Source organism: Acaricomes phytoseiuli DSM 14247, from assembly GCF_000376245.1.
In the GTDB taxonomy this organism is placed as follows: Bacteria; Actinomycetota; Actinomycetes; order Actinomycetales; family Micrococcaceae; genus Renibacterium; species Renibacterium phytoseiuli.
Window position 1 is genome coordinate 57,524 of the sequence record NZ_AQXM01000058.1, and the last position, 25,641, is coordinate 83,164.

The following is a 25,641-nucleotide window of genomic DNA, read 5'->3' on the forward strand; positions in this document are numbered from 1 at the left end:
ATTCATATTCATACCCATCCCGTGGCGTGAAACCCACGGGCTCCAGCTGATAAGGAGCTCCACGATGGCTAAGGCTGAGATTCGTAAGCCGAAACCAAAATCCAATCCCTTGAAGGCCGCTGACATTACTGTCGTTGACTACAAGGACGTTGCGCTGCTGCGTAAATTCATCTCCGATCGCGGGAAGATCCGCGCCCGTCGCGTGACCGGCGTGACGGTGCAGGAGCAGCGCAAGATCGCCCAGGCGATCAAGAACGCTCGCGAAGTTGCTCTGCTGCCCTACTCCGGCGCTGGCCGCGGCTAAGCGAAAGCGAAGGAGAGAGAACTATGGCAAAGCTCATTCTGACCCAGGAAGTCACCGGGCTCGGTGCCGCTGGTGATGTTGTTGAGGTGAAGGACGGCTACGCGCGCAACTACCTGTTGCCGCGTGGCTTCGCCCTGGCCTGGACCAAAGGCGGTGAGAAGCAGGTCGAGTCGATTCGTGCTGCACGGACCGCACGGGAGCACGCTTCCGTGGAGGCGGCTCAGGAACAGGCCGAACTGCTGACCAAGAACCCGGTGCGCGTCGAAGTCAAGGCCGGCGACTCCGGGCGGCTGTTCGGCACGGTGAAGGCCGAAGATGTGGCCGAGGCCGTCTCTGCTGCCGGTCTGGGCAGCATTGATAAGCGCAAAGTCGAACTTCCGGCTCATATCAAGAGCGTTGGTAAGTATCAGGCTACGGTGCGGCTGCACGAGGATGTTTCAGTGACTCTTGATCTGGATGTCATCGCTGCTAAATAACTGCTAGAAAACCTGGATGCGTTGACAGTCGGCGGGCATCGGAAGAGAGCTCTGATACTCCCCTGACGCAGTCACGTAAGCACACGAGGACCTCGCGGGTAACCCCGGGGTCCTCGTCGTGTTTTAGGGTTTCCCCTTCCGGATTTTCAGGAGCTCGCGATGCGGGCTGAAAAATCCGTCATGCAACTTTATCAACATGCAAGTTGTGGATGAAGGTTGTAGATAAAACTTCTTTGCCTCCACAACGTGTTATTAGCGTTTCTGCTGCTCAGATCGATGTTTCCGGGAAAACTTTTTTGTAATCCACATACTTCTCCCCAGCCTGTGCACATTACCCTGCGGCGCGCTCCACAAGTTATCCACAATGCTGACTTGGTGCCGTGGACGCCAGGGTCTACCGTAACGGAGTACCCCCGCTACCCAGTGTGCTGCTCCCGCTGTACTCAGATGCTCAGGGTTGCTGAGTGGCCCTGAATAACTTAGGCCTCAGTGAACGCAGGCGATTCTGTCAGTGCTCTGCAGTATCAAGGGATGGTGCAGGTAGTAGGTGTGCAGGATGTAAACTGGTCGAGCTGAAGGGGCGTGGGGCGTTGTCGCTGACGGACGCAGGATCATCGAAAGAGGCGATGAGCATGGAAGCTGCTCGTACACCGCCTCAGGATGTCGTGGCAGAGCAGAGCGTGCTCGGTGGCATGCTCCTTTCCAAAGATGCTATTGCCGATGTCGTCGAGGTGCTGCGAGGCCAGGACTTCTACCGTCCGGCACACGAGAACATCTACGAGGCGATCATCGACCTCTACGGCCGGGGCGAGCCGGCGGACGCGGTGACGGTCTCCGATGAACTGACGAAGCGCGGTGAGATCAGCAGGATCGGCGGCCCGGCGTATCTGCACCAACTCATCCAGTCGGTTCCCACCGCGGCCAATGCCAGCTTTTACGCCCATATCGTCTCCGAGCGGGCAGTGCTGCGGCGGCTGGTGACCGCCGGAACAAAGATCGTCCAACTCGGCTACGGCAATGACGGCGAGATCGAGGACATCGTCAATGCCGCCCAAGCGGAAGTCTTCGCGGTCGCTGAGCGGCGATCGACAGAAGATTATCTGCCCCTGAGCGAAGTGATGCCCGCTGCTGTGGACGAGATCGAGGCCGCCGGTCATCGTGGCGAGGGGATGGTGGGTGTGCCCACCGGCTTCTACGATTTGGATGATCTGACGCATGGCCTGCACCCGGGCCAGATGATCGTGGTTGCAGCCCGCCCGGCCGTCGGCAAATCCACCTTCGCCCTGGACATCGCTCGATCCGCGGCGATCAAGAACAAGATGTCGACGGTCTTCTTCTCCCTGGAAATGAGCCGTACCGAGATCGCGATGCGGCTCATGAGCGCCGAAGCCACCATCCAGCTTCAGGATCTGCGCAAGGGAACGGTCAAAGACGAGCAGTGGACCAAGATCGCCAAGGTGATGGGCCCGCTCAACGAGGCCCCGCTGTTCATCGATGACAGCCCGAATATGTCGCTTATGGAGATCCGGGCCAAATGCCGCCGGCTCAAGCAGCAGCACGATTTGAAGCTCGTGGTCCTGGACTACCTGCAGCTGATGTCCTCCGGTAAGCGCGTGGAGTCCCGGCAGCAGGAAGTCTCCGAGTTCTCACGGGCCCTGAAGCTGCTGGCCAAAGAACTGGGTCTTCCGGTGATCGCGCTTTCCCAGCTCAACCGCGGTTCCGAGCAGCGCACCGATAAGAAGCCGATGATCTCGGATCTGCGCGAATCAGGAGCCATCGAGCAGGACGCCGATATGGTGATCCTGCTGCACCGCGAGGATATCTATGACAAGGAATCCTCCCGCGCCGGCGAAGCGGATGTGATCGTGGCCAAGCATCGTAACGGGCCGACCCGGAATATCGTGGTCGGCTTCCAGGGCCACTACTCGCGATTTTCCAATATGGCACCAGAATCCGGTGGCTACTAACCCGGTATCTGCTGAGCCCCCCGCACCTCGGAGGGGACTCAACCGGCAGATCACCCGGCTAGCGATTCCTGCCTTCGGCACGCTGATCGCCGAGCCGCTATTCCTGATCGCCGATACCGCGATCGTCGGCTATCTGGGAGTCTTAGAGCTGGCCGGTGTGGGGCTGGCGGCCACCCTTCTGCAGACGGCAGTCGGGCTCATGGTCTTCCTGGCGTATTCGACCACCGCGGCGGTAGCCCGATTGCTCGGTGCCGGCCGGCATGCCGCTGCTATTGCGGCAGGGCGCGACGGCATCTGGCTCGGCGCTGCTTGGGGGATCGCACTGGCGATCAGCGGCTGGTTCGCCACGGAGCCGCTGCTTCGGCTGCTGGGTGCCTCCGATGCGGTCCTGGGGCACGCTACGACGTATCTCCAGATCTCTTTGCTCGGACTGCCCGCAATGCTCTTGGTCTTCGCCGCAACCGGCTTGCTCAGGGGGCTTCAGGACACCCGGACGCCGCTTTTCATCGCGGTGATCGGGTTCACGCTCAATGCCGGCTTGAACTGGGTTCTGGTCTACCCGGCCGGTCTGGGCGTGGCCGGATCCGCCCTGGGCACGATAGCGGTGCAGTGGCTCATGGCAGCGGCCTATTTCTTCATCGTGCTTCGGGGGCTACGCGCGCAGGGCCTTGCGCTTGCTCCGTCTTGGCGCGGCCTGCGGGCCTTGTCCTCAGCCGGTGGCTGGCTGCTCCTGCGCACGGCCACTTTGCGCGCCGCGATTCTGCTCACGATCCTGGTGGCGACCGCTCAAGGGCCGATCAACCTCGCGGCTCATCACATCACCATGACACTGTTCACGCTTCTGGCCTTCGCCCTGGATGCTATCGCCATCGCTGCGCAGGCGCTCATCGGCAAAGAGCTGGGCGCCGCCCGGGTGGAGCAGGTGGCCGAACTCACCCGCAGAATGCTCCTGTGGGGCTTCGGCTTCGGCATCGTCACCGGCGCACTGATGCTCCTGGCCTCACCGTGGCTGGGCTGGTTGTTCTCCCCGGATCCGCAGGTCCACGCCGCGCTTTCCGGAGCCCTTCTCGGCCTCGCCCTGGGCCAACCCCTAGCCGGCCTGGTTTTCGTTCTTGACGGCGTGCTGATCGGTGCCGGGGACAGTCGCTACCTGGCTCTGGCCGGTGTGCTGTGCCTGCTCGCCTATCTTCCGCTGCTGTTCTGGGTCGCCGCGACCACGGGCGCTCAGAGCGGCCTCGAACCGGCTCAAGCCCTCGGCTGGCTCTGGCTGGCCTTCGGCGTGGGGTATATGCTGGCCCGCGCGATCACTCTGGGAGTGCGCATCCGGGGGACTGCCTGGCAGCGCACCGGTGCTGGGCTACCAGGGGAAGAATTCTGAGGAACTCTTATTAGAATGTCTCGGGTGATACTTAAACCGGAGCCGGGCTTGTGGAAACCGCTCATGCTGCGCGCTCTACTGTCATTGGCATTCGCTCTGTTGACTGTTTTCTGGCCAGATCTGCCGGAAGCCTGGCGGTCCTGGGCTACCGCAGCCTATCTGATTCTGACCGCGGTCTCCCTGGCGATGCTGCTCAGCGTGGTCGACAACAGCGTTGCCGGGGTGCGGGTCTGCCTTCGTGCGGAAGCGGCCGTCTTGGCCTTCAGCGGAGTGCTCGTGCTGTTCTTCCAGGATCTCGGAGCCTACCTGGGTATTGTCGCGGCGGCGTTGCTGATCAGCGGGATTATCGAAGTGCAGCTGGGTTTGCGTCATCGGAAGCGCATCGTCCTGGGCGGGGACTGGATCCTCACCGGAGCCGTGGCTGCGGCGGCTGGGCTTCTGCTGCCCTGGATCGGACAGGCGGCCTACCGGGCCCCGGCCGGTGTCGTTGGTGGTGCCGCAGCGATCATCGGGGTCACTTTGCTGCTGGCCGCCCTGAGCTATCGGCATGACGCTGCTGCAGCAGAACGTGAAAAGAATCCTCTACCACGCGTAGAATAGATCGGGACGCTGCCCGGCGTCGCAGGGCAGCAAACAGCTGACCACCATGACATTTACTGATGATAGTACTGATCGCCGCGTTTCGAAGGAGTACCCGTGACCGATCCCGATCGCAGTTCAAAGCTGCGCCATTCGGTCAAAGCACCCCTGATTTTTTCGGCGGTGCTGGGAGTCATCGCTGCGGTGATCACGACGTTCGCCGCGACCGGAGGGCTCGGCCGCGAGGCGAGCACGGGCGCGGTGCGGCTGATCCGTTTCGATCTCGGCCTCATCGCTTTCGGCATCACTTTCATCGCCTCCCTTGTGGTCTGCGCGATGCTTTTCATGAGCTACAAAGAAAACGCCGATTACCTGGGCCAGGGCTCCGGTGTGAACCTGCGCTCTGAAGACCGCCTGCGAGAGCGCATCGCCAAGGCTCAGCAGCCGGAAGAAGGAGCCGAAGCCGAACAGCAAGATGCTGAGGATGCTGAGCGGGCCACGGCAGAAGACGATGAATCCGGACCCGGCGCATCGCCTGAGCGCTGATCTCGGTTCTGAAGTCCGGGAAGTCTGGGAATCAGAGCTTCTTCAGGGAATCGGTGATCCGGTTCAGGATCTGCTCGTCCACTGAGATCCCGGCCTGTCGCAGAACCATCGAGGCCGCCCCCGCTAAACCATTGTGGACGCGGATCACGGGCGTAGTAGCCGGCATCGCTTCGAGCAGGGAACTGAGCAGCGATGACTCTGCGTTTAGGATGCTGCCGCCGAGCACCACCGGGGATTTCTCATCATCGCCAGGCCGAACTGCGCTGAGTGTTTGGAGCAGTAGTTGCCCGGCCTCTGCCAGTAAGGTCGTGGCGACTCGATCCCCGGCCCTGGCAGTGGTGAAAACAGCGGGTGCCAGCTGTGCCAGCTCCACGGGTTGGATCGCGTAGGCGGCGGCTAGGAGTTCCTGCAATGCCGCCGGTCGCGAATCGCTCGAGGCCCGCGTCAGGGGCACTGATATCAGACCGAAATGCTCGAGCACCGCGGTGGTCAGCGCGGTAACGCGATGGCCTCCGTCGAGATCCGCCGCGGCGGCTCGTACTGCCTCCCGGCCGAGCCAGAATCCGGAACCGTGATCCCCCAGGAGCCAGCCGAGCCCATCGCTGGCCCGGTGCAGCGCGCCTCCATCGATGGAAGCGGCGACAGCGCCGGTGCCAACAGCAAGCGCATAACCGTGAAGTTGACAAGTTCCAGAGAAATAAGTTGCTAAAAGATCAGATTCGATCATCGGTTTGAGCTGAAGTCCGAGCCCGAGCAACCTTGCGGAGAGCTGTTCCGGGAAATCCCCGGTACTGTGCCGGGTGGAGCCACCAGCCATGGCGATCAGCAGCCCGGCGATTTCCGGACTGTCCGGTTCTGCTGCATGCAGTGCGTAGCGGATAGCTTCGTAATGACCGTGACTTGCCTTTTCTGCCCCTGAAGAAACTGGGTTTCCGGGCCCGGCGCGGCCTGTCCCCCAGCAGGTCCCACGATGATCGACGAGTGTGGCCCGCGTTGAACTGCCGCCGGCGTCGATGGCAAGAAAGAAAGGCATCGCTGCTCGCCCTTTCTCCGAATGTTACTTGACACACACTAGCCTATGAGAATATTTTTCCAGTGTTAGCCATATGTAAGAAATGGATTTTCACTGTGGAAAAAGCTGTCAGTGCCCTCAATAGTGCACCCAGGAGTTCGGCTAGTGCTTCAGCTAGCAGTGCTTACTATGCACCGGAGTCGGTTGCGGGTGTGCTGAACCGGGTGAGATCGAAGCTGCCGCAGATGAGCGGGGCGATGGCTAAAATCGGCGGCTTCCTGATCGACAAACCCCAAGCCCCCCTGGAGTTGTCGATCAAGGAGCTCGCGCAGGAAACCGGGACTTCAGCGGCTACGGTGACGAGGTTCTGCCGGCTGCTCGGATACACCGGCTATGTTCCCTTCCGGGTCAGCCTGGCTGCGGATCTGGGCCGTTCCACGGCCCGGGATTCCTGGAAGGCCGATATCGGCCGCGCTTTCGGCCCGGATGATTCCCCGGCGGACGTGCTCAGCACCCTGGTGAATGCGCATCTGCGCTCGATCGAGGACACCGCGGAGGCGATCGATCTCAGGCAGCTCAAGAATGTGGCCCGCAGGGTTTCATTAGCCCGGCACGTCGATATCTACGGAATCGGCGGCAGTGCCGTGATGGCCCTGGAACTGCAGAGCCGCTTCTACCGGATCGGCATCCCCGCGCATCACTGGACCGAGGTGCACGCGGGATTGACCAGTGCTTCGTTGCAGGACACCGAATGCGTCGCCATCGCCATCTCGAACACCGGCCGAACCCAGGAGACTATAGAGATGCTCCGGCAGGCTTCGACGGTCGGAGCCACCACGGTAGCGCTCAGCAGTGACGCGTCCTCCCCTTTGGCCGAGGAGGCCGACTTCACCATCACCACTACGGTGCATGAGCAGTTTCTGCAGCCCGATGATCTCTCCGCCAAACACGTCCAGCTGCTGGCCATCGATCTGCTGTATCTACTGGTCGCGCAGGAGAACTTCCCCACGGTGACCGCGAGTCTTGCCGCCTCCGCCGTCGCGGTGGCACCGCATCGCCGCGCAGCCAAGGGCTCTGCCGGGCAACCGTATACCCTGACACCTGCCGAACAGATGGCCAGGCTGACCCCGCGTTCCGTCGAGCGAAAGAGGCAGAGGCTTGTCTGAAAACTTCTCCGAAAACCAGTCCCGAGCCGAGGCTGAAGCACGCTCATCGGAAACCGCTGATGCCATCGAGGAGCGCACGCTAGCGGCGGCTTTCGCCGATGAAGTATCGTACCGGCTCGATCGCCTGGCGCGCCTGGCCGCTGGCGGCGGCCTGGATGACGCTCTGGAGATCGTGACCTCTGCGGTGCAGGGTGGTGGGGTGCTCCAGGCCTTCGGTACCGGCCATTCAGAGGCTTTCGCGATGGAGATCGCGGGCCGAGCCGGTGGTTTGATCCCGACCAACCGGATCACCCTGCGATCCCTCGTCGTCCGGGGCGGCTACCAGCCGGAGGTGCTTTCCGGATCCGCATTGGAGCGCAACCCGGAAGTGGTGACCGATCTCCTCGCGCTGTACCGGATCGAACCGCACGATATCTTCCTGATCGCCTCGAATTCCGGGGTCAACGGTTCCATCGTGGAATTGGCTCAGCAAGTCAAAGCTCGTGGGCACCGGCTGATTGCGGTCACCAGCCTGGAGCACAGCAAAGCAGTGCCGCCCAAGCATGCCAGCGGCCGGAAGTTGTACGAGTTAGCCGATGCCGTGATCGACAACCTCGCGCCCTTCGGCGACACCACGCTGAGGAGTTCGGCTGGGGCCGGAGTCGGCGCAGTGTCTTCGATCACGGCGGCTTATATCGCTCAGCTGCTCACCATCGGCGCGGCGGCCCGACTTGGCGGATCCGGCGAGCTGCCGCCTGTCTACATCTCCGCGAATATTCCCGGCGGGGACGAGCACAACGATGCTCTGGAACAGCAGTATGTCGGCCGGATCAGGCAGGGCTCATGACCACTACTGTCACTATCCTCACTACCCGCACTCCGATATGTGCGCAGAATGCAATGACGCAAGCTTTGCCGCAATCACATCGCCCTATATGGCCTCTACGGAAGGTATCCAGATGAGCATCGAATCGAAATCCCTCAACCGGCGCGGGCTTCTGCGCGGGGCCCTGGCCGCAGCCGTGCTGGTGCCGCTCGGCGGCACCGTCTCCTCCTGCGCAGCCGGTGGTTCAGGGCAGAGCGGAAGCGCGCCCACCGCCGAGATCAGCGCGGGTAACCCTTTCGGCCTCAGCCCCAACACCAGTATTGACGCGGTGGTCTTCAACGGCGGTTACGGCATCGATTACGTGCAGTTCGCCGCGGATATCGTCAAGCAGAATGTCGAGGGCCTGGATATCAAGGTGAGCCCATCGAATGACATCTCCGGTGAGCTGCAGCCTCGTTTCGTCGGCGGAACGCCGCCGGATCTCTTTGACAACTCCGGTGCCAAATCCATCGGCGTCAGCGTGATCCTGGATCAGCTCGAAGACCTCTCGCCCGTGCTCGATGCGAACAACCTCGAAGGCGCCGTCATCAGGGATACGCTCTATCCCGGAGTCGAAGCGCCGGGCACCTTCGACGGCAAGCTGGCCCAGCTCAACTACGTGCTGACGGTTTACGCGGTGTGGTATTCGCAATCGCTTTTCGACCAGAACGGCTGGACTCCGCCGAGGACTTGGGACGAGGCGCTCGAGCTCGGCGCTCAGGCCGATGTTGCCGGCAAGAAGCTTTTCTCCTGGGGCCAGGAAGCAGCAACCTACTATATGCTGCTCGCGGTGACTTCTGCGATCAAAGAAGGCGGGGATGACGTCCGGCTGGCGCTGGAGAACCTCCAGCCCGATGCTTGGTCTCAGCCCGCCCTGCAGTCTGTTCTGGGGAAAATCGCCGAGGCGGTGCAGCGCGGATACTTCATTCCTGGTGGGGCCGGCACTCCTTTCAAAGTGGCTCAGGCCGCCTGGTCCAATAATCAGCAGGCACTGCTCTACCCTTCCGGTTCTTGGATCGAGAACGAGATGAAGGACCAGGCCAGGGCTGATTTCCAGATGGCCGGATTCCCGGCGATGACGGTCTCGGCGAACCCGGCCATGCCTTACGCGGCCCTGTACAGCGCAGCGGGCGAGCCCTTCGCCATCCCGTCCAAGGCCAAGAACCAGCCGGGGGCTAAAGAGCTGCTGCGGACTATGCTCTCGAAGGAGGCGGCGAGCAACTTCGCACGGACTAAGCTGGCCCCGACCATCGTGAAGGATACGATCCCGGAGGACGGTTTCGGTTCCACGGCGCTGGTCTCCCAAATGAGGATGCTCAATGCCGCCGGAACGGATGTCTTCACCGTCAACTTCAATGATTTCTACGGCACGAATAAAGATTTCCTGACGCTGTGGAACGCCTTCCTGAGCGGGAATTCGGATGTTGCCACGCTGACTAACGAGTCGCAGAAGATCTTCGATCGGGTCCGCAACGACAGCTCGATCAAGAAGGTCGAAGTGAAGTGACCAGTGAAGTGACTGCGGCCCCGCTGAAGCCGCCGCCGAGCAATGAGGTCATCGCCGGCAGGAGCAGGCGCAAGAGATGGACCTTCGATCGGATCAGCTTCTTCGCGGTCTTCCTCGGGTTGCCCCTGGCGATCTATCTGATCTTTGTCGTCTCTCCCTTCGTGCAGGCCTTCTATTATTCGCTGACCAACTGGTCCGGGTTCTCCGCCGTGGTGCAGTTCGTGGGGTTCGAGAACTACTCCCGGATCTTCCAGGATCAGCTGTTCCTCAAGGCGCTCGGGAACAACATCATCTTGCTCCTGGTGGTGCCTCTGGTGACGATCACCATCGCCTTGATCTTCGCGATCATGGTCACCATCGGCGGCCCGAGCCGGGGTCAGATCCGCGGGTTGAAGGGCTCCAGTTTCTATCGCGTGGTCTCGTTCTTCCCCTACGTCATTCCGGCGATAGCGATCGGCCTGATCTGGAGTTTCGTCTACATGCCCGGAAGCGGGCTGCTCAACGGCATACTGACCGGGCTCGGTGCGGGTTGGGCGGAGAATTTCGCCTGGCTGGGTAACGAGTCCACGGCTATGGCCGTGACTATCTTCGTGATCATCTGGGGCCTGGTGGGCTTCTACATGGTGCTTTTCATCGCGGCGATCAAGAGCATACCCGCGGAGTTCTACGAGGCGGCCAGGGTTGATGGCGCGGGGCGGTTCCGCACCGCGGTGATGATCACGGTGCCATTGCTCCGGAACAATATCCAGACGGCAGCGATCTACCTGGGCATTCTGGCGCTGGATGCTTTCGTCTATATGGCTGCGCTAAATCCGATCGGCGGCCCGAACAACTCGACCTGGGTGATGTCCCAGCAGATCTTCCAGGTCGGTTTCATCAACGGCCAAGCCGGCTTGGCCTGCGCCATGGGCGTGGTCCTCGCCGTGCTCACTCTAATTTTCGCCGGCATCGTCTTCTTCATCAACTGGTTGACCGGCGGGCGTAAGGAACGTGTTAGACGATGATGACAGAACTCGCCACCCGGCCAATCGCTGCTGCCGAGCGCCCCGAGCCGCAGCGCAAAAACCGGCGTCCCAGCGTGAGCGCCGGCGATAAGCTCGTGGGCGGGGTGTCGCATGGCATCCTGATGATCTGGTCGGCGCTCGTGATCCTGCCTCTGATCTGGACCGCGATCAGCTCGTTCAAAACGAGCGAGGAAGTGCTCTCTTCGTCCTTCAGCCTGCCGAGTATCTGGCGTTTCGACAACTATGTCCGGGCGTGGACCAACTCCGGGGTCGGGGTGGCCTTCTTCAATTCCGTGATCGTGGTGCTCTCCGCTCTGGTCCTGGTGATGCTGCTCGGGGCCATGTGCGCCTATGTCTTGGCGCGCTTCAAGTTCTTCGGCAGCCAGGCGGTGTACGTGCTGATGCTAGCGGGCCTCACCTTTCCCATCTTCTTGGCTATCGTGCCGCTGTTCTTCATTCTGCAGAACATGGGCCTGCTCGGTACCTACCCGGGGCTCATTCTGACTTTCGTCGCCTTCGCCCTGCCCTTTACGGTGTTCTTCCTCTTCGCCTTCTTCAAATCCCTGCCCTTCGAGATCGCGGAAGCCGCCGCTATCGATGGCGCCGGGGAATGGCGGACGTTCTTCCAGATCATGTTGCCGATGGCCAAGCCGGGAATGGCCTCGGTCGCGATTCTCAATGCGGTGGGGTTGTGGAATCAGTATCTGCTCGCGGTGGCGCTCAACGCCGGCGATCCGGAGCGGCGCGTGCTTTCCCAGGCGCTGGGAGCTTTTGCGGGGCAGACGAATTACGCCACCGATTATGGGGCGCTCTTCGCCGCGGTGATGACGGCTATCGTGCCGGTTCTGGTCCTGTACGTGATCTTCCAGCGGCAGCTCCAAGGCTCGGTATCCCAGGGAACATCCAAATAGCCGCCCACACCGCCGGGTGAAGATCTAGCGGAATCTGCGCAGCCGCAGCGAATTCAGTACCACCAGTACGGAGCTGGCGGCCATCGCCGCTCCCGCGATCATCGGGTTGAGCAGCCCCAGAGCCGCGATGGGAATGCCCACGACGTTATAGGCGAAGGCCCAGAAGAGGTTGCCCTTGATGGTTCGCAGCGTCGCCCGGGACAATCTGATCGCGGTGGGGATCTGGCGCAAGTCCTCGCCCATCACGGTCAGATCCGCGGCTTCGATCGCCACATCGGTTCCCGAGCCCATGGCGATGCCCAGATCGGCCTGGGCGAGGGCGGCCGCATCATTGACCCCGTCCCCGGCCATGGCCACGATCCGGCCCTCGGCTTGCAGCTGCTCGACCACGGCCACCTTGCCTTCTGGGGGCATCTGCGCGTACACGTCCCCGGCGTCGATGCCGATGGCCTGCGCGGCGGCCTGCGCAGTCAGCTCGTTGTCGCCGGTGACGAGCAGGGGCCGGAGGCCGAGCCGGCGCAGTTCCTGAACCGCGGCCGGTGAACTGGCTTTCACCTCATCGGTGAATCGCATCTCCCCGAGGAGAAGACCATCGGCGGCCAGCCAGACACTCGTACCGGGCAGCGCCTGCGGCGCATCCCCGGGCACCGTGATGCCTTCTGTTTCGAGGAAGGCGCGGGTGCCGGCCAGCAACTGCCGCCCCTCGATCGCACCCACGATGCCACCGCCAGGGTGGGATCGGAAGTCAGTCACTGCGGGCAGGGTGCTGCCGCCCAGGCTGCCGGTCTGGTTCTGGTGGGCCTGGATGAGCGCGGTGGCTACCGGGTGCTCGCTGCCCTGTTCCAGAGCGGCTGCCAAGCGGAGCAGTTCGGCTTCAGGCCGGGGCCCGGCGTTTTCGATACCGCTGCTGCCCGTGCCGGTTAGCGGGCGCGTTTGTGTCAGAGTGAGCTGCCCGGTGGTGACCGTTCCGGTTTTGTCCAGGATGATGGTATCCACCCGGCGCGTCTCTTCCAGGGTTTCCGGGCCTTTGATCAGGATCCCGAGCTCGGCGCCCCGGCCGGTGCCGCTGACCAGGGCTACCGGGGTCGCCAGGCCCAGGGCACAGGGACAGGCGATGATCAGCACCGCCACGGAGGCGAGCAGCGCGGTCTGCAAATCATTGCCGATGAGCCACCACAAGGTGAAAGTGGCAATGGCTATGAGTAGCACGATGGGCACGAAGACTGCGGAGATCCGGTCCGCGAGCCGGGCGATGGGCGCTTTGCCCGTTTGCGCCTGGCTGACCAGCCGGGCCATCTGAGCCAGAGTGGTGTCTGCGCCGACTCGCAGCGCCTCCACGACGAGCCGCCCGGAGGAATTGATCGTGGCTCCCGTGACCTGGTCTCCCGGGCCGACCTCCACGGGCATCGACTCGCCGGTGATCAGGGAAGTGTCTACGCTGGAACGCCCATCCGCGATCACGCCGTCGGCGGCGATTTTCTCGCCCGGGCGCACCACGAAGCGATCTCCTACCAGCAGCTGATCGGCGGGGATGCGCTCTTCGACCTGCCCCTGCGCTCCGTTGCGCAGCACGGAGGCCTCCTGGGCGCTGAGGTTGAGCAGTGAGCGCAGGGCATCGCCGGTGTGACTCTTGGCCCGGGTTTCGAGGTACCTGCCGAGCAGTAGGAAGGTGACGATCACGGCGGAGACCTCGAAGTACAGTTGCGCATGCCCTTGGCCGCCGTGGCCTCCGGGATGTTCGGTGAGGTTCGGTGCGATCAGCAACTGGGCGAGCGAGAAGAGATAGGCGACCGCGATGCCGATGGAGACGAGCGTGTCCATCGAGGCGCTCAGGTGCCGGGCGCCGCTGAGCGCTGAGCGGTGGAAGCTCTCTGCGCACCAGGTGACCACCGGAAGGGTGAGCGCTGCGATCCACCAGCCCCAGTGCGGGAACTGCAAGGCCGGGATCATGGAGATGAGCAGCACCGGGGTGCTCAGAATCGCGGCGATGATCAGGCGCCAGATGAAGGATCTGGTGACCTTCTCCCCGGTGGCCGATTCGCCGTCCGCCGGCTGGCCCCGGCCGGTTTCTCCCGACTGTACGCTGGCCTGGTAGCCCGCGTTGGATACCGCCTCCAGCAGTGCCTGATCGCTCACCGCTTCCGGAACCCGCAGGCGCGCTGATTCCAGTGGCAGATTGACTGAGGCTTCGACCCCCTCGATCCGCTGCAGGCGCTTTTCTATTTTCCGGACACACGATGCGCAGGTCATGCCCTCAATGCTGAGATCGACGCTGCGCACGGGCTCAGGCCTCTTCTGCGCGGACGAGGTAGCCGGCCTCGGCGATGGCCTCGCTGATCTCGATATCGCTGAGGGGCCGGTCTGCGGTGATCCGCACGGTGGAGATGCCGCCTGGACTGAGATCGACGTCGACTTTCTGGACGCTGGCCAGGGCGGTGAGTTCTTTGGATACCGAGCTCACGCAGTGCTCGCAGGTCATTCCGGAGACGCGTACCGTGCTGATGGTTTCTTCGGGTCGGTCTGGGGTGCTCATGGAGGCTCCTAGGCTGGGGGACTGGACCTGATGGAGGGCTGGCTAGCTGCGGATGAGCCGGGAGATCGCGGCCATGGCCTCGGCCACTTTGGCCTCGACGAATTCGGGATTATCGTTTTCCGCGGAGGCTTCAGCCGCTTCGACCACGCAGTGATTCAGATGGTCTTCCAGCAGGCCGATGCTGACCGCGTGCAGGGCTTTGTTGATGGCGGCCACCTGGGTCAGGATATCGATGCAGTACTGGTCTTCCTCCACCATCTTGGCGATGCCCCGGACCTGCCCTTCAATCCGCCGCAGTCGCCTCAGATAAGCGGACTTGTCTTGTGCATAGCCGTATTCCACTCTCATAATTTATACCCTAGGGGGGTATAAATCAAGGTTCTGATCCGCGGATGAAGACCGGCGCAGCTAGCTTGACTCGATGTTCTCCGAGTCTTTGCCTTTGCCGGGGCGTGCGAACAACCAGAGCGAGACACCTAAGAGCGCGGCGAGCGGCCGATAATAGCGCTGATCGAGATCACGGAACGTCTCTGCCGGAGGCGGTTGCTGCAAAAGCGCGAGAGCGGCCTCCCCACCGAGAGCGGCCCGGGCCAGCAGGGCCGTTCCCAGCGCCGGAAGGCCGAATCGCTGCACCCGCTGAATGCAGTACCGCCAGCGCCGCTAATCCGTCGGTGCTGATAGCTCGAGCCATGCACCTGGTTCCATTGCGCATGGTCAGCTTATTTGACCGCACCCATGGACAGCCCTCGGACGAGCTGTTTCTGAGCCAGCCAGCCCGCGATCACCACGGGCAGCGAAGCGAGCACGGAGGCGGCTGAGAGCTTGGCCAGGAACAAGCCTTCACTGGTCATCTGCGAGACCAGGAAGACCGGTACCGTGGCGGCATTGGCCGCGGTGAGGTTCAGTGCGAAGAAGAATTCGTTCCAGGCGAAGATCACGCAGATGAGCGCGGTCGCGGCGAGCCCCGGCATCACCATCGGCATCAGGATGGTGCGCAGGGTCTTGATCAGCCCTGCGCCGTCCATCTGTGCGGCTTCCAGGACTTCCGCGGGGACTTCCTGGAAAAAGGAGCGCATCATCCACACCGCGATGGGCAGGTTCATAGAGGTGTAGAGCACGATCAGGGTGCCGATGTTGTCCAGGACCTTGAGCTGCCCGGCGATGACGTAGATCGGCATGATCACCGCGACGACCGGCAGCATCCGGGTGGAGATGAAGAAGAACAGCACATCGCTGCTCTTCTTCACGGGCCGGATGCTCACCGCATAGGCCGCGGGCACCGCGAGCACGATCACCAGGATGGTGGAGACTCCCGTGGCGATGAGCGAGTTCAGGAAGTATGCACCGGCACCGGCGCTCAGCCCGGCCGCGAACTGATCCAGGGTGGGTTCGAAGAAGAAGCTCGGCGGGCTGGACGCGGCGGCCGATTCCTGCTTGAAGGCGGTCAGCACCATCCACAACACGGGTGCGAAGAAGGTCAGCGCGATCACCCAGGTCAGGATGGTGAGTGCGGAGGCGCCGAACCTGCCCCGCTGCCGGATCTTCTGCGGTGCCTCGGCCCGCTGGGTCCGGGTGGTTGCCGTCTCAATACTGCTCATCAGTCCCTGCTTTCAAAGCTGCGGAAGATCAGTCTCAGCGCGAAGATCGCCACGATGATGGTGGCGATCACGGTGACGACGCCCATAGCGGCCGACTGGCCGATATCGAAGCCCAGGAAGGCCCGCTGATAGATGTAGAAGGGCAGGTTCGCGCTCGCGGTGCCCGGCCCTCCGGCGGTCATGAGATAAATCTGGTCGAAGGTGTTCACGACATAGATGGCACCCAGGAGCACGCCGAGTTCGATGTACCGGCGCAGCTGCGGCAGGGTCACGAAGAAGAACGTCTTCCACCAGCTGGCACCATCGATCTGGGCGGCTTCGAGAACGTCTTTGGGTTGGGCCTGCAGGCCCGCCAGGACCAGCAGCATCATGAACGGGGTCCACTGCCAGACCAGGGCGATCACGATCGACAGCACGGGGTATTGGCTAGTCCAGTCCACGGGCGGTATGCCCACGAGTGAGATCACCCAGTTGACCAGGCCGAAGCTGGGGTTGAGCATCGAGATGCTCCACAGCATGGCCGAAGCCGCCGGCATGATCAGGAAGGGGGTGATCAGCAGGGTACGCACGATGCTGCGGCCGCGGAAAGAACGATCCAGCAGAAGCGCGAAGATGATCCCCAGGAACATCGCCACCAGGACGCAGGCCAGGGTGATCAGCACCGAGTTGAAGGCTGCGCCGCGGAAGGTGGGATTGCTGAAGATGTTGATGTAGTTCTGGAAGCCGACGAACTGGTTGCTATCCGGCCGGAGCAGGTTCCAGTTCCGCAGGGAGTACCAGATGGTCAGCAGGAACGGGATCTGCGTCACCACGATGGTGAAGAGCAGCGCCGGCAGCAGTGGGGCGCGCCGCCGCCAGGCTTCCGCAGAGGAGATTTTGGGGGTGGTTACCCCGGCTGCGCTCATTCTTGGACTCCGCTTTGCTCGGGGCTGTTCTGATAGGACTCGCCGACCACTTCGGCGAAGCGCTGGGCCTGCTCCAGAGCTCTGGACACGCTCTGCTGCCCAGCGATCGCGGCAGAGATCTGTTGCGCCACCTGGGTGCCCAGATCCTGGAACTCCGGTATGCCCACGAACTGCAGGCCGGGATACGGAACCGGCTCGGTCATGGTGTTCTGTGGTGTGGCCTGGCTCATCGCGTTGAGAGTCGGCTCTGCATAGGCTTGGGCGATCTGCGCATATTCCGGTATCTGATAGGTCGACAGCCGGCTGCCCGGGGGCACGCGCTCCCAGCCGATGCGCTCGCCGACCAGCTTGATGTACTCCTTATTGGTCATCCAGGAGATGAAGTCCCAGGCGGCGTCCTTGCGCTGCGAGATCTCCGGGATGGCCAGGGACCAGCTGTACAGCCATCCGGCGCTCTCAGTCTCCTTGACCGGTGCCGGCGCGTAGCCGGTTTTCCCGGCGACCGTGGATGACTTGGGGTCCTCGATTGAGGAGACCATGGCCGTGGCGTCGTACCACATAGCGGTCTGACCCTGGCTGTAGCGGGTGATGCAGTCGCCGTAACCGCTCGTGGCCGCTCCGGGCTGGCCGTAGTCATTGAGCAGGCTGACATAGTCGGAGACCGCGGACTCCACCTGCGCAGAATCGAGCTGGGCGTTCCAGTTCTGGTCGAACCAGCGGCCGCCGTACGTGTTGATCATGGTGTTGAGCGGGGCCATCACCTCGCCCCAACCGGCCAGGCCGCGCAGGCATACTCCGGAGAAGCCGTCCTGCGGGCTGTTGAGTTCGGCGGCGAAGCGGCGCACGTCATCCCAGGTGGGCTGGGCCGGCATGGTCAGGCCGGCCTGCTCGAAAAGGTCCTTGCGGTAGGCCAGGAAAGAGGACTCGCCGTAGAAAGGAACTGAGTAGAGATCGTCCTGATAGCTCAGCGCTTCGCGAATGGTGGGGATGAAATCGTCAGGGTCGTAACCCGGCGTCTGCTCCGCATAGGGCTGCAGATTGGTGATCCAGCCGTTGCTCGCCCACATCGGGGTCTCGTAGTTGGAGATCATCACGACATCGAATTCACCGCCGCCGGTAGCCACCGAGGCGGTGATCTTGGCACGGGCTTCGTTCTCGGGGAGTGAGACGAACTTCGGCCGGATATTCGGATACGCCTTGCGGAATTCCTCTTGCAGGGAGATGGCATCGCGCATCTGCGGGTTGGCCACGATCGCCACGACGATTTCGGTGCTTTGCTGGCTCTGAGGCGCTGTTCCACAGCCGGTCAGCAGCAGTACCAACGAAGCCATCAGGGCGATCGTCAGCCGGGAGCGGCGGGTGATCCTGGATACGCTGGATATGAAAGTCCGCCGGTGCGGACGGGGTCGGCTCAACGACATAAACTGCCTTTTCGGGTGCGGAGCCTCATCCCTCGGCTGCTCATTTGAGTCACCATTGAAGCTCATATGTAGCTCATCTGTGACTGAACTCTAGTCAGATATACTCATTTGAGCAAGAATGAGGTGCTCATCCGCTTTAGTGTCGGTGATCTCAAAGGTCTCGAGGTTCCTAGATCGGATTCTAGACTGGATTCTGCACTGGTTTGTGCACCAGACCGAGAGCGAGGCAGCGTCATCGACGACCATCACGAACTTCTGGCGAGAATCGGCCGGGAGTACTACCTGGAGAATCAGTCCAAGGTCGATATCGCCCGGGGTCACGGGCTCTCCCGCTTCCAAGTGGCCCGATACCTCGACGAAGCCCGTGCCGAGGGAATCGTGAACATCGAAGTCAGGGCGCCCCGGCAGGCAGCGCGCATCGACCCGGAGCAGCTGGCCAGCTCGCTGGGCGTCCGACGCACTGTCGTCGTACGCACCCTCAGCGGTGCTGCTACCAGGCCAAGCGCTGAGGCCGAGCAGCGGGACCTGCTCGCCCGTGCGGTTGCCCAGGAGCTCATGACCTCTGCGCGTCCGGGGATGACCCTGGGCGTCTCCTGGTCCCGCACCTTGGATCTGGCGGCCCGGCACATCACGGCGCTTCCGCCGTGCGAGGTGGTCCAGCTCGCAGGGGCGCTTCCGCAGGCCGGAGCCGCCGGCCAGTTGGGCCTGGTGCAGAGCCTGGGCCGGTACACCGGAGGCCCCGTTTGGCCGCTCTGGGCACCGCTCGTGGTCGAATCCGCGGAGATCGCCGCGGGTCTGCGCCGCCAGCCGGAGATCTCCGACGCCCTCGACAAAGCCGCCTCCCTGGACATCGCCGCCGTGGCGATTGGGGCTTGGGGGCCGGCTTTGTCCACGGTCTGGGAGCGCGTGGATAATCCAGTGCGACAGCAGGCGCTCGATGCCGGAGCGGTAGCCGAAACCTCGGGCCGGCTCATCGACGCCCAGGGTGATCCGGTTCGCGGTGAACTGGATGAGCGAGTGCTCGCGGTGGAGCTCGAGCAGCTGGCCCGCACCCCGGAGGTCCTCGCGGTAGCCCAGGGCGAAGCCCGTGCGGCCGCGGTGCTGGCGGCCATTGCCGCGGGGGTGGTGAATACCCTGATCATCGATGAGGCCCTAGCCGTCGAGCTGCTGCGCAAAAAAGAACTCCGCGGGGAGGGCCAAGGATGAGCCGCGCGGAGCAGAAGCTGGTGGTGGGCATCGACTCCTCCACCCAGTCGACCAAAGTGCTCTGCGTCGAGCACGAAAGCGGTCAGATCCGCAGCCAAGGCTACGCCGCGCATCCGGACGGTACCGCGGTGGATCCGAGAGCCTGGACGCAAGCTCTGCATCAGGCCTGGCGGGAAGCCGGGCTCACCGATCCGAGGCAGGAACTCCAAGGGGTCGAGGTGATTGGTGCCGGCGTCGGTGCCCAGCAACACGGCATGGTCGCTCTGGACGACGCGGATCAGCCCGTTTTCGATGCTCTGCTGTGGAACGACACCCGCTCGGCACCGCAAGCCGAAGCCATGGTCGCGGATCTGGGCGCGCACACCTGGGCGCAACGGACCGGCATCGTGCCCGTGCCTTCTTTTACGCTGACCAAGCTCGCCTGGCTCGCCGAGCATCATCCGGAACTCGCCCAGCGGACGCGGCGAGTGGGCCTACCGCATGACTGGCTGAACCTGCAGCTGTCCGGTGCCTTCAGCACGGACCGTTCGGACGCCTCCGGAACCGCCTACTTTGACCCTCAATCCGATGCTTATCTGCCGGATCTGCTGGAACGCTACTTCGGCGCAGTACCCCAGCTGCCCGAGGTCTTGCGGCCCGACGCAGTTGCCGCGCAGCTGCGGTCCGGGTGGCTGCCCGCAGCATCCGGCGCTCCGGCGCCCGTGCTCTCAGCCGGCATGGGGGACAACGCTGCTGCGGCGCTGGGCCTGGGCCTGGCCCCGGGCGAGGTGGTGGTCTCCGTGGGCACCTCCGGCACGGTCTTCACCACGTCCGAGGCGCAGCTGCACGATGCCAGCGGCCAGATCGCCGGGTTCGCCGATGCCAGCGGAGCCTATCTGCCGCTACTGGCGACGCTCAACGCGGCCCGGGTGCTCAGCGCCACCGCCGTGATGCTCCAGATCGGTCTGGAAGAATTCGACGAACTTGCGCTCACCGCGGCTCCGGACGCGCAAGGACTCATCCTGCTGCCTTATTTGGATGGTGAGAGAACCCCGAACCTGCCGCAGGCCACGGGTACCCTGCTCGGTCTGAGCCGTGCCGCGATGTCAGCCGGGAACCTGGCGAGAGCTGCGGTGCTGGGAGTGCTGAATTCGTTGGCGGACGGACTCGATCGGCTGCGCGCTCACGATGTTGAGGTCAGCCGCGTACTGCTGATCGGCGGCGGCGCGAAGTCCCGGGCGCTGCGTGCCGCCGCCGCCGAGGTCCTCGGCGTGCCGGTAGAGGTCCCGGTGTCCCGGGAGTACGTAGCGCTGGGGGCGGCCCGCCAGGCCGCCTGGGCGGCTACCGGAGAGCTGCCGCAGTGGGCCAGGCAGATCGAGGTGTCCACTGAACCGGAAGGACGGTGGGGGCCGGAGCTGCGGAGCCGGTATATCACCGCTCGTCAGGCCCATTACGGCCTCTGAGTTGAACTTCTGAACTGAACATCCGTGCGCAAACTTCTGGGCCGGGTGCGGGATCGACCCCGCACCCGGCCCAGAGTTATAGCACTGGGATGCTCCGAGGTCTCAGGAGCGCAGTTGGGCGAGCGTGCTGAAGAGCTCACCGGTGATCCGAGTGGCGCTATTGGAAGAGCTGCCGCCCCAGATGTGAATCCCGTTAGAGGTGTTCGGGTTAGCTATGGTGACCGCTGGGCCGCTCTGGCCGCCATAGGTATCCGTGCGGTAGGAGAAGATGCGCGCATTGGCGCCGGTCACGGCGTCGGTGCCCTGCCACATGGTGCCCCGCGGCTTATCACCGGGATAACCGACCACGGTGGCGTCATTGCCGACGAATTCGTTCACCTGGCGCGGGGCGAGCCCGTACCAGCCAACAGTATCGCCCACTGGCTGATCCAGGGTGATCAGCCCCCAGTCGCCGCCGCTCGCGTTGACGCCCCTGCCGTCGACCCAGATCTCCGTGGCCCGGTAGGTGCCGTAAGGATTGCTGCCGCCGTTGCGTGCCGGGGAGAAGGTGATATCCGAGACGCGTCCGTCGAGGCAGTGCCCTGCGGTCACCACGCTGCGGGCGGAGATCAGCCAGCCCGTGCAGATATAAGAGCCGCTGCCCTGCTTGAAGTTGATCTGACCGATGCGCCGGTAAGCCGGTGCGGTCGTGTCCTGGACCTGCTCGCGGTCATCGGGGCCGATCACTGCACGGCCGGTGAGTGCCGAGCCGGTGCTCGAACTCGTCGAGGAGTAGCCCGGGTCCGCTGTGAGCCCGGAGCGCTTGATCGGATTCTGGGTATCGGGTGGGCCATTCACGATCTTGTAGCCCACGGGATCGATGGGCAGGTTCTCCACCGGGGCGGCCGCGGCGGCCGAGACCCCCAGACCTGCTACAAGAGCGACAGTGGTAGCTGCTGTGCCAAGGAGGCGGGTAATAGAAGTCATATGCGATTAAATCCCGGGGGAGCCGCTTGTTTCTAGGCTTTTTCACAGGATTTTTCTTCTAAACTCTCGGGAAATCCCTGGGAAATCCCGGGAGGGGTGCCCCGGATGCGTACTTACCCTTAGCGGACCAGGCCTTGCACGGTCACCTTGGAACCCTGCTCATGAAGGCTGTTGAGTGCGGAGAGGTAGGCCTCAGTGAATCGGGGTTCTGCGGCGAGGTTTCCGAAGACCTCAGCCTGCTCCAGGAAGGCCAGTGGATTCTCATGCTGCCGTGCCGCCGCGGCCATCAGCTGACCTTTGAGCCGGTCCACGACCTTGATCGGCTGCCCCTGTTCGTCCACGCCTTCCGCGTACCGCGCCCACGAAGCGACGACGGCGGCACTGCGATGCACGTCGCGTTGCGCCACCAGATTGGCTCGCACTACCGGTAAGAGCCAGGTGGGGATCCGGTCCGAGCTCTCCGCGCAGAGCCTGGCCAGGGTGTCCCGGACGTACTCATTGGAGAAGCGCTCGATCAGGGTGCGCTGATACTGCGCGAGATCGATCCCGGGAACCGGTGCCAGAGTCGGCTCGGCTTCCAGGTGCATATAGTCCAGCAGCAGCTGGGCGAGATCAGCGTCCTGCGCGGCTTCATGGGCGAAGCGATAGCCGGCGAGGTAGCCGAAGTAGCACAGCGCCTGATGGCTGGCGTTGAGCAGCCGCAGTTTCATCAGCTCATACGGCTCCACATCGGAGACTAGCTGCACGCCCACTTGGTCCAAGGCCGGCCGGCCGGCGGCAAAGTCGTCCTCGAGTACCCACTGCGTGAAAGGCTCACACACCACCGGCCAGCCGTCTTCGATACCGAATTCCTCGCTCAGAGCGGTGCGATCCGCATCGGAGGTGACCGGGGTGATCCGGTCCACCATCGAGTTCGGGAAGGGGACGTGCTCCTGGACCCATGCGCTCAGCCCCGCCGGCTCGCCCTGTGCGACCAGCGTTTCTTCGCGCAATCGGGCGAAGCTGGTGAAGACCTTCCTGGCTATCGTCCCGTTGCCCTGAATGTTGTCGCAGGACATGATGGTGAACGGCGGGTGGCCGCGCTCGCGGCGGCGTCGCAGGCCTTCGATGATCAGGCCGAAGACTGTGCCCGGGGCTTGCCCGGGGCCGGCCTGGGCGTCCCGCTGGACAGCCGGGTCCTCGGCCTGGAACTCGCCGCTGATGCGATCGATGTTATAGCCGCCCTCGGTGATGGTCAGCGAGACGATCCGCACTTCGGGGGCCGCGAGCTGCTCGAGCACGCGCTCGGGATCCTCCGGGGCGTAGAGGTAGTCGATCATGGAGCCGATGATCCGTGCTTCTTTGCGGCCATCAGCGTGCTTGAGCACCAGGGTGTAGAGGCAGTCCTGTTCGGTCATGACCTCTGCCATATGCCGGTCGTGCGGCAGCACCCCGACTCCGCAGATGCCGAAATCGTAAGCCTGACCCTGGTTCATGAGCCGGTCCAGGTACATGGCCTGATGTGCTCGATGGAAGCCGCCGACGCCGAAGTGCATGATGCCGGTGCGGATCTGGCTGCGGTCGTAGCCGGGTACGGCAAGGCCTGAGGCGGTAGGGCCGGGCCGGTCTAGCTGGGCCAGGGTTTCAGAGGAGAGTTTCACCGGGACCATCCTGGGGTGGGAGTGATAGACGCAAGCGGATCTCAGCCAAAGTAGCACATATGAGCTTCTTTGAAATTTCAAATGAGCGCAAGCGGGTGCCGGAGGTGCATCGCAGAGCCTGCTCAGAGGTGATTCGGCAACACCTTCGACCAGTCCCTTCGACGCAGCGTAGAATTTTTGGCAGAGAGTGCGAATGACAACGACGCATTCGGGACTATCTCGGGACTAGCAGGGCGAAAGGCAGACGATGCAGGCACGGGGCGCGAAGCTCATCCGTGGCTGGGCTGCTGCCGGATTCGCCACGCTGACAGCCGCTGCCTCGCATACCGTGGGCGGCGGAGACTTTCCGATAGGCGCGGCGTTCCTCCTAGCCCTGGCTTTCTCCGGACTCATCTGCGTCGCCTTGGCGGGGCGGAGCGTCTCGCTGCCCCGTCTGATCCCGGCGGTCGCGGTCTCCCAGGTGCTCTTTCACGGTCTCTTCGCTCTGCTCGGCAGCGCGGGATCTTTCAGCGCCTCAGGCGGCCAAGCCGCGGGACACCATCAGATGATGGCTTTCCCGGCACCGGCCGCGGCATCGATGGCCCAGAGCGGCTCGGCTGCCGCCCCGGGGTTCGCCGTTCCGGCCATGTTCCTCGCACATCTGATCGCCGCGGTGGTGACCATCTGGGCGTTGCGCCGCGGCGAGCTCACCCTGGTGCGTTTCAGTCAGACCATGGTGCTCTTCTTCAACGCGCTCTGGCGGATGCCCGTATCAGCTGCGCCCCGGCCAGCGGAATCCTTCAACCGGCCAGTGCTGACCGGCCGGATTCCGCCCTTGGCTCAGGTTTTCTTTCCGGCATTGCGGTACCGCGGGCCACCGCTGCTCTGCGTTGCTCGCTGATATCTCGGCTTTGCCAATTCCGCTCAGAGCCCTTTTCGCTCTTGAGCATCTTGTAGATTTTTCTTCGCTTTTCTCACCATTACCGGGTTCTCACGCTGCTCATTGCCCTCAGCCTGTTGCCTCAGTGCTGACCGATAAGCCTTACTAGCCTCACTAGCTTTAGCCCCGGTACGATCCCGGCTTCCAGCCGGTTCAGGAGACTTGATTCCTTATGCCTTCCCATACGCCTCCTCAGGCATCCCGACTGACGCTCGGGCTCATCGGCGGGGTCGCCGCAGCCCTCGTCCTCAGCGCTTGCGGCGCCGTCAGCACCTCTAACAACTCGCAGAACTCCAGCGGAGACGACTCCGCTGCTACGGTCAGCACCGGCCCTACGCAGTATCCGCTCACCGTTCAGAACTGCGGCAGCGAACAACAGTTCGACCGTGCGCCGAGCCGGGTGGTCATCCTCAACGGCGCCTCCCTCGCCGAGGTCGAAAGCATCATCGCCCTCGACCTCGGCGACCAGGTGATCGCCAATGCGCAGAGCTATGGGGTCTACGACGAGCCCGGTATGGCCGAGCGGGTCGATGCCCTGCCGACCGTGGGCACGCTCTCCGCACAGCGGGATATTCCCGCCGAAACCTTGCTGAGCCTGGAGCCGGATCTGGTGATCGGCAGCTCTTCGGCGGCCTTTGACGCCGGAATGGGCATGGCCACCCGGGATCAGCTCGCCGCCATCGGCGCCAAGACCCTGGTCAACCCGGATCAGTGCGCGATCGGCAAAACGCAACCTACTGAGGAAGAGAAGCAGGACGCGGCACAGGTGTCCTGGAAGTCCTCGAAGCGGCTTTTCACCCTGCTGGGCGAGGTCTTCGATGTTCAGGCCAAGGCTGCCGAACTCAAGGACAACATTGACAGCACGGTGCAGCAGGCGAGTTCGGCAGTGCAGTCCTCCACGCAGGACGGGCAGATCCCCAACGCGCTGATCGCGGTCCCTGGGATGTCGATGATGAATGCCAGCGGCCTGCCGGCGGTGATGACCGGCAACCGTTACGACACCATGCTCGAAGCAGCCGGCACCCGTAACGCCTTCACCGGCGGTGCCCGGGATCTCACCCGTAGCCTCAGCCCCGAGCAGCTGGCAGCAGCCGAAGTGGATCTGTTGGTGCTCGGCCGCTTCATGGCGAGTGAGGATCCGGCCGCTGAAGCGGAGAAGATCTTCGCCGCGTACCCGCAATGGAAAGCCTCGCAGAATAAGAACTACGTGGTTCTCGCGGATAGCATCTACTTGGGCCCGCATAATGCCCAGGCGATCCAGAAGATCGCCAGGGCAGCCCACCCGGACGCTTTCAGCTGAGCCATCTACCTCCTGCT

General features: G+C 63.3%; 25 protein-coding genes. 15 read left to right on the forward strand and 10 right to left on the reverse strand.

The genetic code is table 11. The features are described from left to right. Positions 1 to 64: 64 nt before the first annotated feature. The 6 genes from rpsR (at position 65) to C501_RS0107485 (ending at position 5,250) form a co-directional block, all read left to right on the forward strand. Positions 65 to 304: a 30S ribosomal protein S18 gene (rpsR, locus tag C501_RS0107460; protein ID WP_018135004.1), complete on the forward strand. Its 240-nt coding sequence runs from the start codon at positions 65 to 67 to the stop codon at positions 302 to 304. Positions 305 to 327: 23 nt separating this feature from the next. After that, positions 328 to 780, forward strand: a complete 453-nt coding sequence (gene rplI, locus C501_RS0107465; protein WP_018135005.1) for a 50S ribosomal protein L9 — start codon at positions 328 to 330, stop codon at positions 778 to 780. 626 nt (positions 781 to 1,406) lie between these two features. After that, on the forward strand, positions 1,407 to 2,747 hold the full coding sequence (dnaB, locus tag C501_RS0107470; RefSeq protein WP_018135006.1) for a replicative DNA helicase: 1,341 nt from the start codon (positions 1,407 to 1,409) through the stop codon (positions 2,745 to 2,747). Continuing rightward, positions 2,737 to 4,125, forward strand: a complete 1,389-nt coding sequence (locus C501_RS0107475) for an MATE family efflux transporter (protein WP_018135007.1) — start codon at positions 2,737 to 2,739, stop codon at positions 4,123 to 4,125. The genes dnaB and C501_RS0107475 overlap by 11 nt, the downstream gene beginning before the upstream one ends. 24 nt (positions 4,126 to 4,149) lie before the next feature. Continuing rightward, positions 4,150 to 4,725 (forward strand): hypothetical protein, encoded by a 576-nt coding sequence (locus C501_RS12815; protein ID WP_156807683.1) that lies wholly within the window; start codon positions 4,150 to 4,152, stop codon positions 4,723 to 4,725. A 96-nt stretch (positions 4,726 to 4,821) separates the two neighbouring features. Then, on the forward strand, positions 4,822 to 5,250 hold the full coding sequence (locus tag C501_RS0107485; protein ID WP_018135009.1) for a hypothetical protein: 429 nt from the start codon (positions 4,822 to 4,824) through the stop codon (positions 5,248 to 5,250). Positions 5,251 to 5,281: 31 nt separating this feature from the next. Here the strand turns inward: C501_RS0107485 and C501_RS12820 are convergent, their stop codons facing one another. Beyond that, the gene (locus tag C501_RS12820; protein ID WP_018135010.1) at positions 5,282 to 6,283 is read right to left on the reverse strand and encodes an N-acetylglucosamine kinase; all 1,002 of its coding nucleotides are present in this window, start codon (positions 6,281 to 6,283) and stop codon (positions 5,282 to 5,284) included. Positions 6,284 to 6,474: 191 nt separating this feature from the next. Between C501_RS12820 and C501_RS12825 the strand changes: the two genes are divergently transcribed. The 5 genes from C501_RS12825 (at position 6,475) to C501_RS0107515 (ending at position 11,694) form a co-directional block, all read left to right on the forward strand. After that, a complete protein-coding gene (locus C501_RS12825) occupies positions 6,475 to 7,428 on the forward strand; it encodes a MurR/RpiR family transcriptional regulator (RefSeq protein ID WP_018135011.1) in 954 nt (317 codons plus the stop codon). Next, entirely contained in the window at positions 7,421 to 8,254 is an 834-nt protein-coding gene (locus C501_RS0107500; RefSeq protein WP_018135012.1) for a sugar isomerase domain-containing protein, read from the forward strand. The genes C501_RS12825 and C501_RS0107500 overlap by 8 nt, the downstream gene beginning before the upstream one ends. A 112-nt stretch (positions 8,255 to 8,366) precedes the next feature. Then, the gene (gene ngcE / locus C501_RS0107505; protein WP_018135013.1) at positions 8,367 to 9,779 is read left to right on the forward strand and encodes an N-acetylglucosamine/diacetylchitobiose ABC transporter substrate-binding protein; all 1,413 of its coding nucleotides are present in this window, start codon (positions 8,367 to 8,369) and stop codon (positions 9,777 to 9,779) included. Further along, positions 9,776 to 10,783 carry an ABC transporter permease subunit gene (locus C501_RS0107510; protein ID WP_018135014.1) on the forward strand — a complete coding sequence of 336 codons (1,008 nt, stop codon included), beginning with the start codon at positions 9,776 to 9,778 and terminating at the stop codon, positions 10,781 to 10,783. Before ngcE ends, C501_RS0107510 begins: the two co-directional genes overlap by 4 nt. Then, positions 10,780 to 11,694 (forward strand): carbohydrate ABC transporter permease, encoded by a 915-nt coding sequence (locus C501_RS0107515; RefSeq protein ID WP_018135015.1) that lies wholly within the window; start codon positions 10,780 to 10,782, stop codon positions 11,692 to 11,694. The genes C501_RS0107510 and C501_RS0107515 overlap by 4 nt, the downstream gene beginning before the upstream one ends. Before the next feature lie 24 nt (positions 11,695 to 11,718). Here the strand turns inward: C501_RS0107515 and C501_RS0107520 are convergent, their stop codons facing one another. From C501_RS0107520 to C501_RS0107550, 7 genes are all read right to left on the reverse strand, one after another. Further along, a complete protein-coding gene (locus C501_RS0107520; protein WP_018135016.1) occupies positions 11,719 to 13,974 on the reverse strand; it encodes a heavy metal translocating P-type ATPase in 2,256 nt (751 codons plus the stop codon). A gap of 4 nt (positions 13,975 to 13,978) precedes the next feature. Further along, entirely contained in the window at positions 13,979 to 14,227 is a 249-nt protein-coding gene (locus tag C501_RS0107525; RefSeq protein ID WP_018135017.1) for a heavy-metal-associated domain-containing protein, read from the reverse strand. A 42-nt stretch (positions 14,228 to 14,269) separates the two neighbouring features. After that, a complete protein-coding gene (locus C501_RS0107530; RefSeq protein WP_018135018.1) occupies positions 14,270 to 14,575 on the reverse strand; it encodes a metal-sensitive transcriptional regulator in 306 nt (101 codons plus the stop codon). Positions 14,576 to 14,635: 60 nt separating this feature from the next. Continuing rightward, a complete protein-coding gene (locus C501_RS0107535; RefSeq protein WP_018135019.1) occupies positions 14,636 to 14,860 on the reverse strand; it encodes a hypothetical protein in 225 nt (74 codons plus the stop codon). 86 nt (positions 14,861 to 14,946) lie between these two features. Next, positions 14,947 to 15,825: a carbohydrate ABC transporter permease gene (locus C501_RS0107540; RefSeq protein ID WP_018135020.1), complete on the reverse strand. Its 879-nt coding sequence runs from the start codon at positions 15,823 to 15,825 to the stop codon at positions 14,947 to 14,949. Beyond that, positions 15,825 to 16,730 carry a carbohydrate ABC transporter permease gene (locus tag C501_RS0107545; protein WP_018135021.1) on the reverse strand — a complete coding sequence of 302 codons (906 nt, stop codon included), beginning with the start codon at positions 16,728 to 16,730 and terminating at the stop codon, positions 15,825 to 15,827. Before C501_RS0107545 ends, C501_RS0107540 begins: the two co-directional genes overlap by 1 nt. Beyond that, on the reverse strand, positions 16,727 to 18,061 hold the full coding sequence (locus tag C501_RS0107550; RefSeq protein WP_211206357.1) for an ABC transporter substrate-binding protein: 1,335 nt from the start codon (positions 18,059 to 18,061) through the stop codon (positions 16,727 to 16,729). Before C501_RS0107550 ends, C501_RS0107545 begins: the two co-directional genes overlap by 4 nt. A 198-nt stretch (positions 18,062 to 18,259) precedes the next feature. Between C501_RS0107550 and C501_RS0107555 the strand changes: the two genes are divergently transcribed. Then, complete coding sequence (locus tag C501_RS0107555; protein ID WP_018135023.1) at positions 18,260 to 19,357, forward strand: sugar-binding transcriptional regulator; 1,098 nt, start codon at positions 18,260 to 18,262, stop codon at positions 19,355 to 19,357. Further along, positions 19,354 to 20,799 (forward strand): xylulokinase, encoded by a 1,446-nt coding sequence (xylB, locus tag C501_RS0107560; protein WP_018135024.1) that lies wholly within the window; start codon positions 19,354 to 19,356, stop codon positions 20,797 to 20,799. Before C501_RS0107555 ends, xylB begins: the two co-directional genes overlap by 4 nt. A gap of 102 nt (positions 20,800 to 20,901) precedes the next feature. Here xylB and C501_RS0107565 read toward each other — a convergent pair whose 3' ends face one another. Next, a complete protein-coding gene (locus C501_RS0107565) occupies positions 20,902 to 21,765 on the reverse strand; it encodes a trypsin-like serine peptidase (RefSeq protein ID WP_083906577.1) in 864 nt (287 codons plus the stop codon). A gap of 119 nt (positions 21,766 to 21,884) precedes the next feature. Then, positions 21,885 to 23,414, reverse strand: coding sequence for a mannitol dehydrogenase family protein (locus C501_RS0107570; protein WP_018135026.1), 1,530 nt, complete (start codon positions 23,412 to 23,414; stop codon positions 21,885 to 21,887). Between the two features lie 238 nt (positions 23,415 to 23,652). Here C501_RS0107570 and C501_RS0107575 point away from each other — a divergent pair, with 238 nt between their 5' ends. Then, positions 23,653 to 24,285, forward strand: a complete 633-nt coding sequence (locus tag C501_RS0107575) for a hypothetical protein (RefSeq protein WP_018135027.1) — start codon at positions 23,653 to 23,655, stop codon at positions 24,283 to 24,285. 211 nt (positions 24,286 to 24,496) lie between these two features. Beyond that, a complete protein-coding gene (locus C501_RS0107580) occupies positions 24,497 to 25,624 on the forward strand; it encodes an ABC transporter substrate-binding protein (RefSeq protein WP_018135028.1) in 1,128 nt (375 codons plus the stop codon). The last annotated feature ends 17 nt before the right edge of the window (positions 25,625 to 25,641 follow it).

Coding starts and splice junctions, on each gene's coding strand:
- rpsR (WP_018135004.1), top strand. CDS start 65: ATGGCTAAGGCTGAGATTCGTAAGCCGAAACCAAAATCCAATCCCTTG.
- rplI (WP_018135005.1), top strand. CDS start 328: ATGGCAAAGCTCATTCTGACCCAGGAAGTCACCGGGCTCGGTGCCGCT.
- dnaB (WP_018135006.1), top strand. CDS start 1,407: ATGAGCATGGAAGCTGCTCGTACACCGCCTCAGGATGTCGTGGCAGAG.
- C501_RS12820 (WP_018135010.1), bottom strand. CDS start 6,283: ATGCCTTTCTTTCTTGCCATCGACGCCGGCGGCAGTTCAACGCGGGCC.
- ngcE (WP_018135013.1), top strand. CDS start 8,367: ATGAGCATCGAATCGAAATCCCTCAACCGGCGCGGGCTTCTGCGCGGG.
- C501_RS0107515 (WP_018135015.1), top strand. CDS start 10,780: ATGATGACAGAACTCGCCACCCGGCCAATCGCTGCTGCCGAGCGCCCC.
- C501_RS0107525 (WP_018135017.1), bottom strand. CDS start 14,227: ATGAGCACCCCAGACCGACCCGAAGAAACCATCAGCACGGTACGCGTC.
- C501_RS0107530 (WP_018135018.1), bottom strand. CDS start 14,575: ATGAGAGTGGAATACGGCTATGCACAAGACAAGTCCGCTTATCTGAGG.
- C501_RS0107540 (WP_018135020.1), bottom strand. CDS start 15,825: ATGAGCAGTATTGAGACGGCAACCACCCGGACCCAGCGGGCCGAGGCA.
- C501_RS0107545 (WP_018135021.1), bottom strand. CDS start 16,730: ATGAGCGCAGCCGGGGTAACCACCCCCAAAATCTCCTCTGCGGAAGCC.
- C501_RS0107550 (WP_211206357.1), bottom strand. CDS start 18,061: ATGGCTTCGTTGGTACTGCTGCTGACCGGCTGTGGAACAGCGCCTCAG.
- xylB (WP_018135024.1), top strand. CDS start 19,354: ATGAGCCGCGCGGAGCAGAAGCTGGTGGTGGGCATCGACTCCTCCACC.
- C501_RS0107565 (WP_083906577.1), bottom strand. CDS start 21,765: ATGACTTCTATTACCCGCCTCCTTGGCACAGCAGCTACCACTGTCGCT.
- C501_RS0107570 (WP_018135026.1), bottom strand. CDS start 23,414: ATGGTCCCGGTGAAACTCTCCTCTGAAACCCTGGCCCAGCTAGACCGG.
- C501_RS0107575 (WP_018135027.1), top strand. CDS start 23,653: ATGCAGGCACGGGGCGCGAAGCTCATCCGTGGCTGGGCTGCTGCCGGA.
- C501_RS0107580 (WP_018135028.1), top strand. CDS start 24,497: ATGCCTTCCCATACGCCTCCTCAGGCATCCCGACTGACGCTCGGGCTC.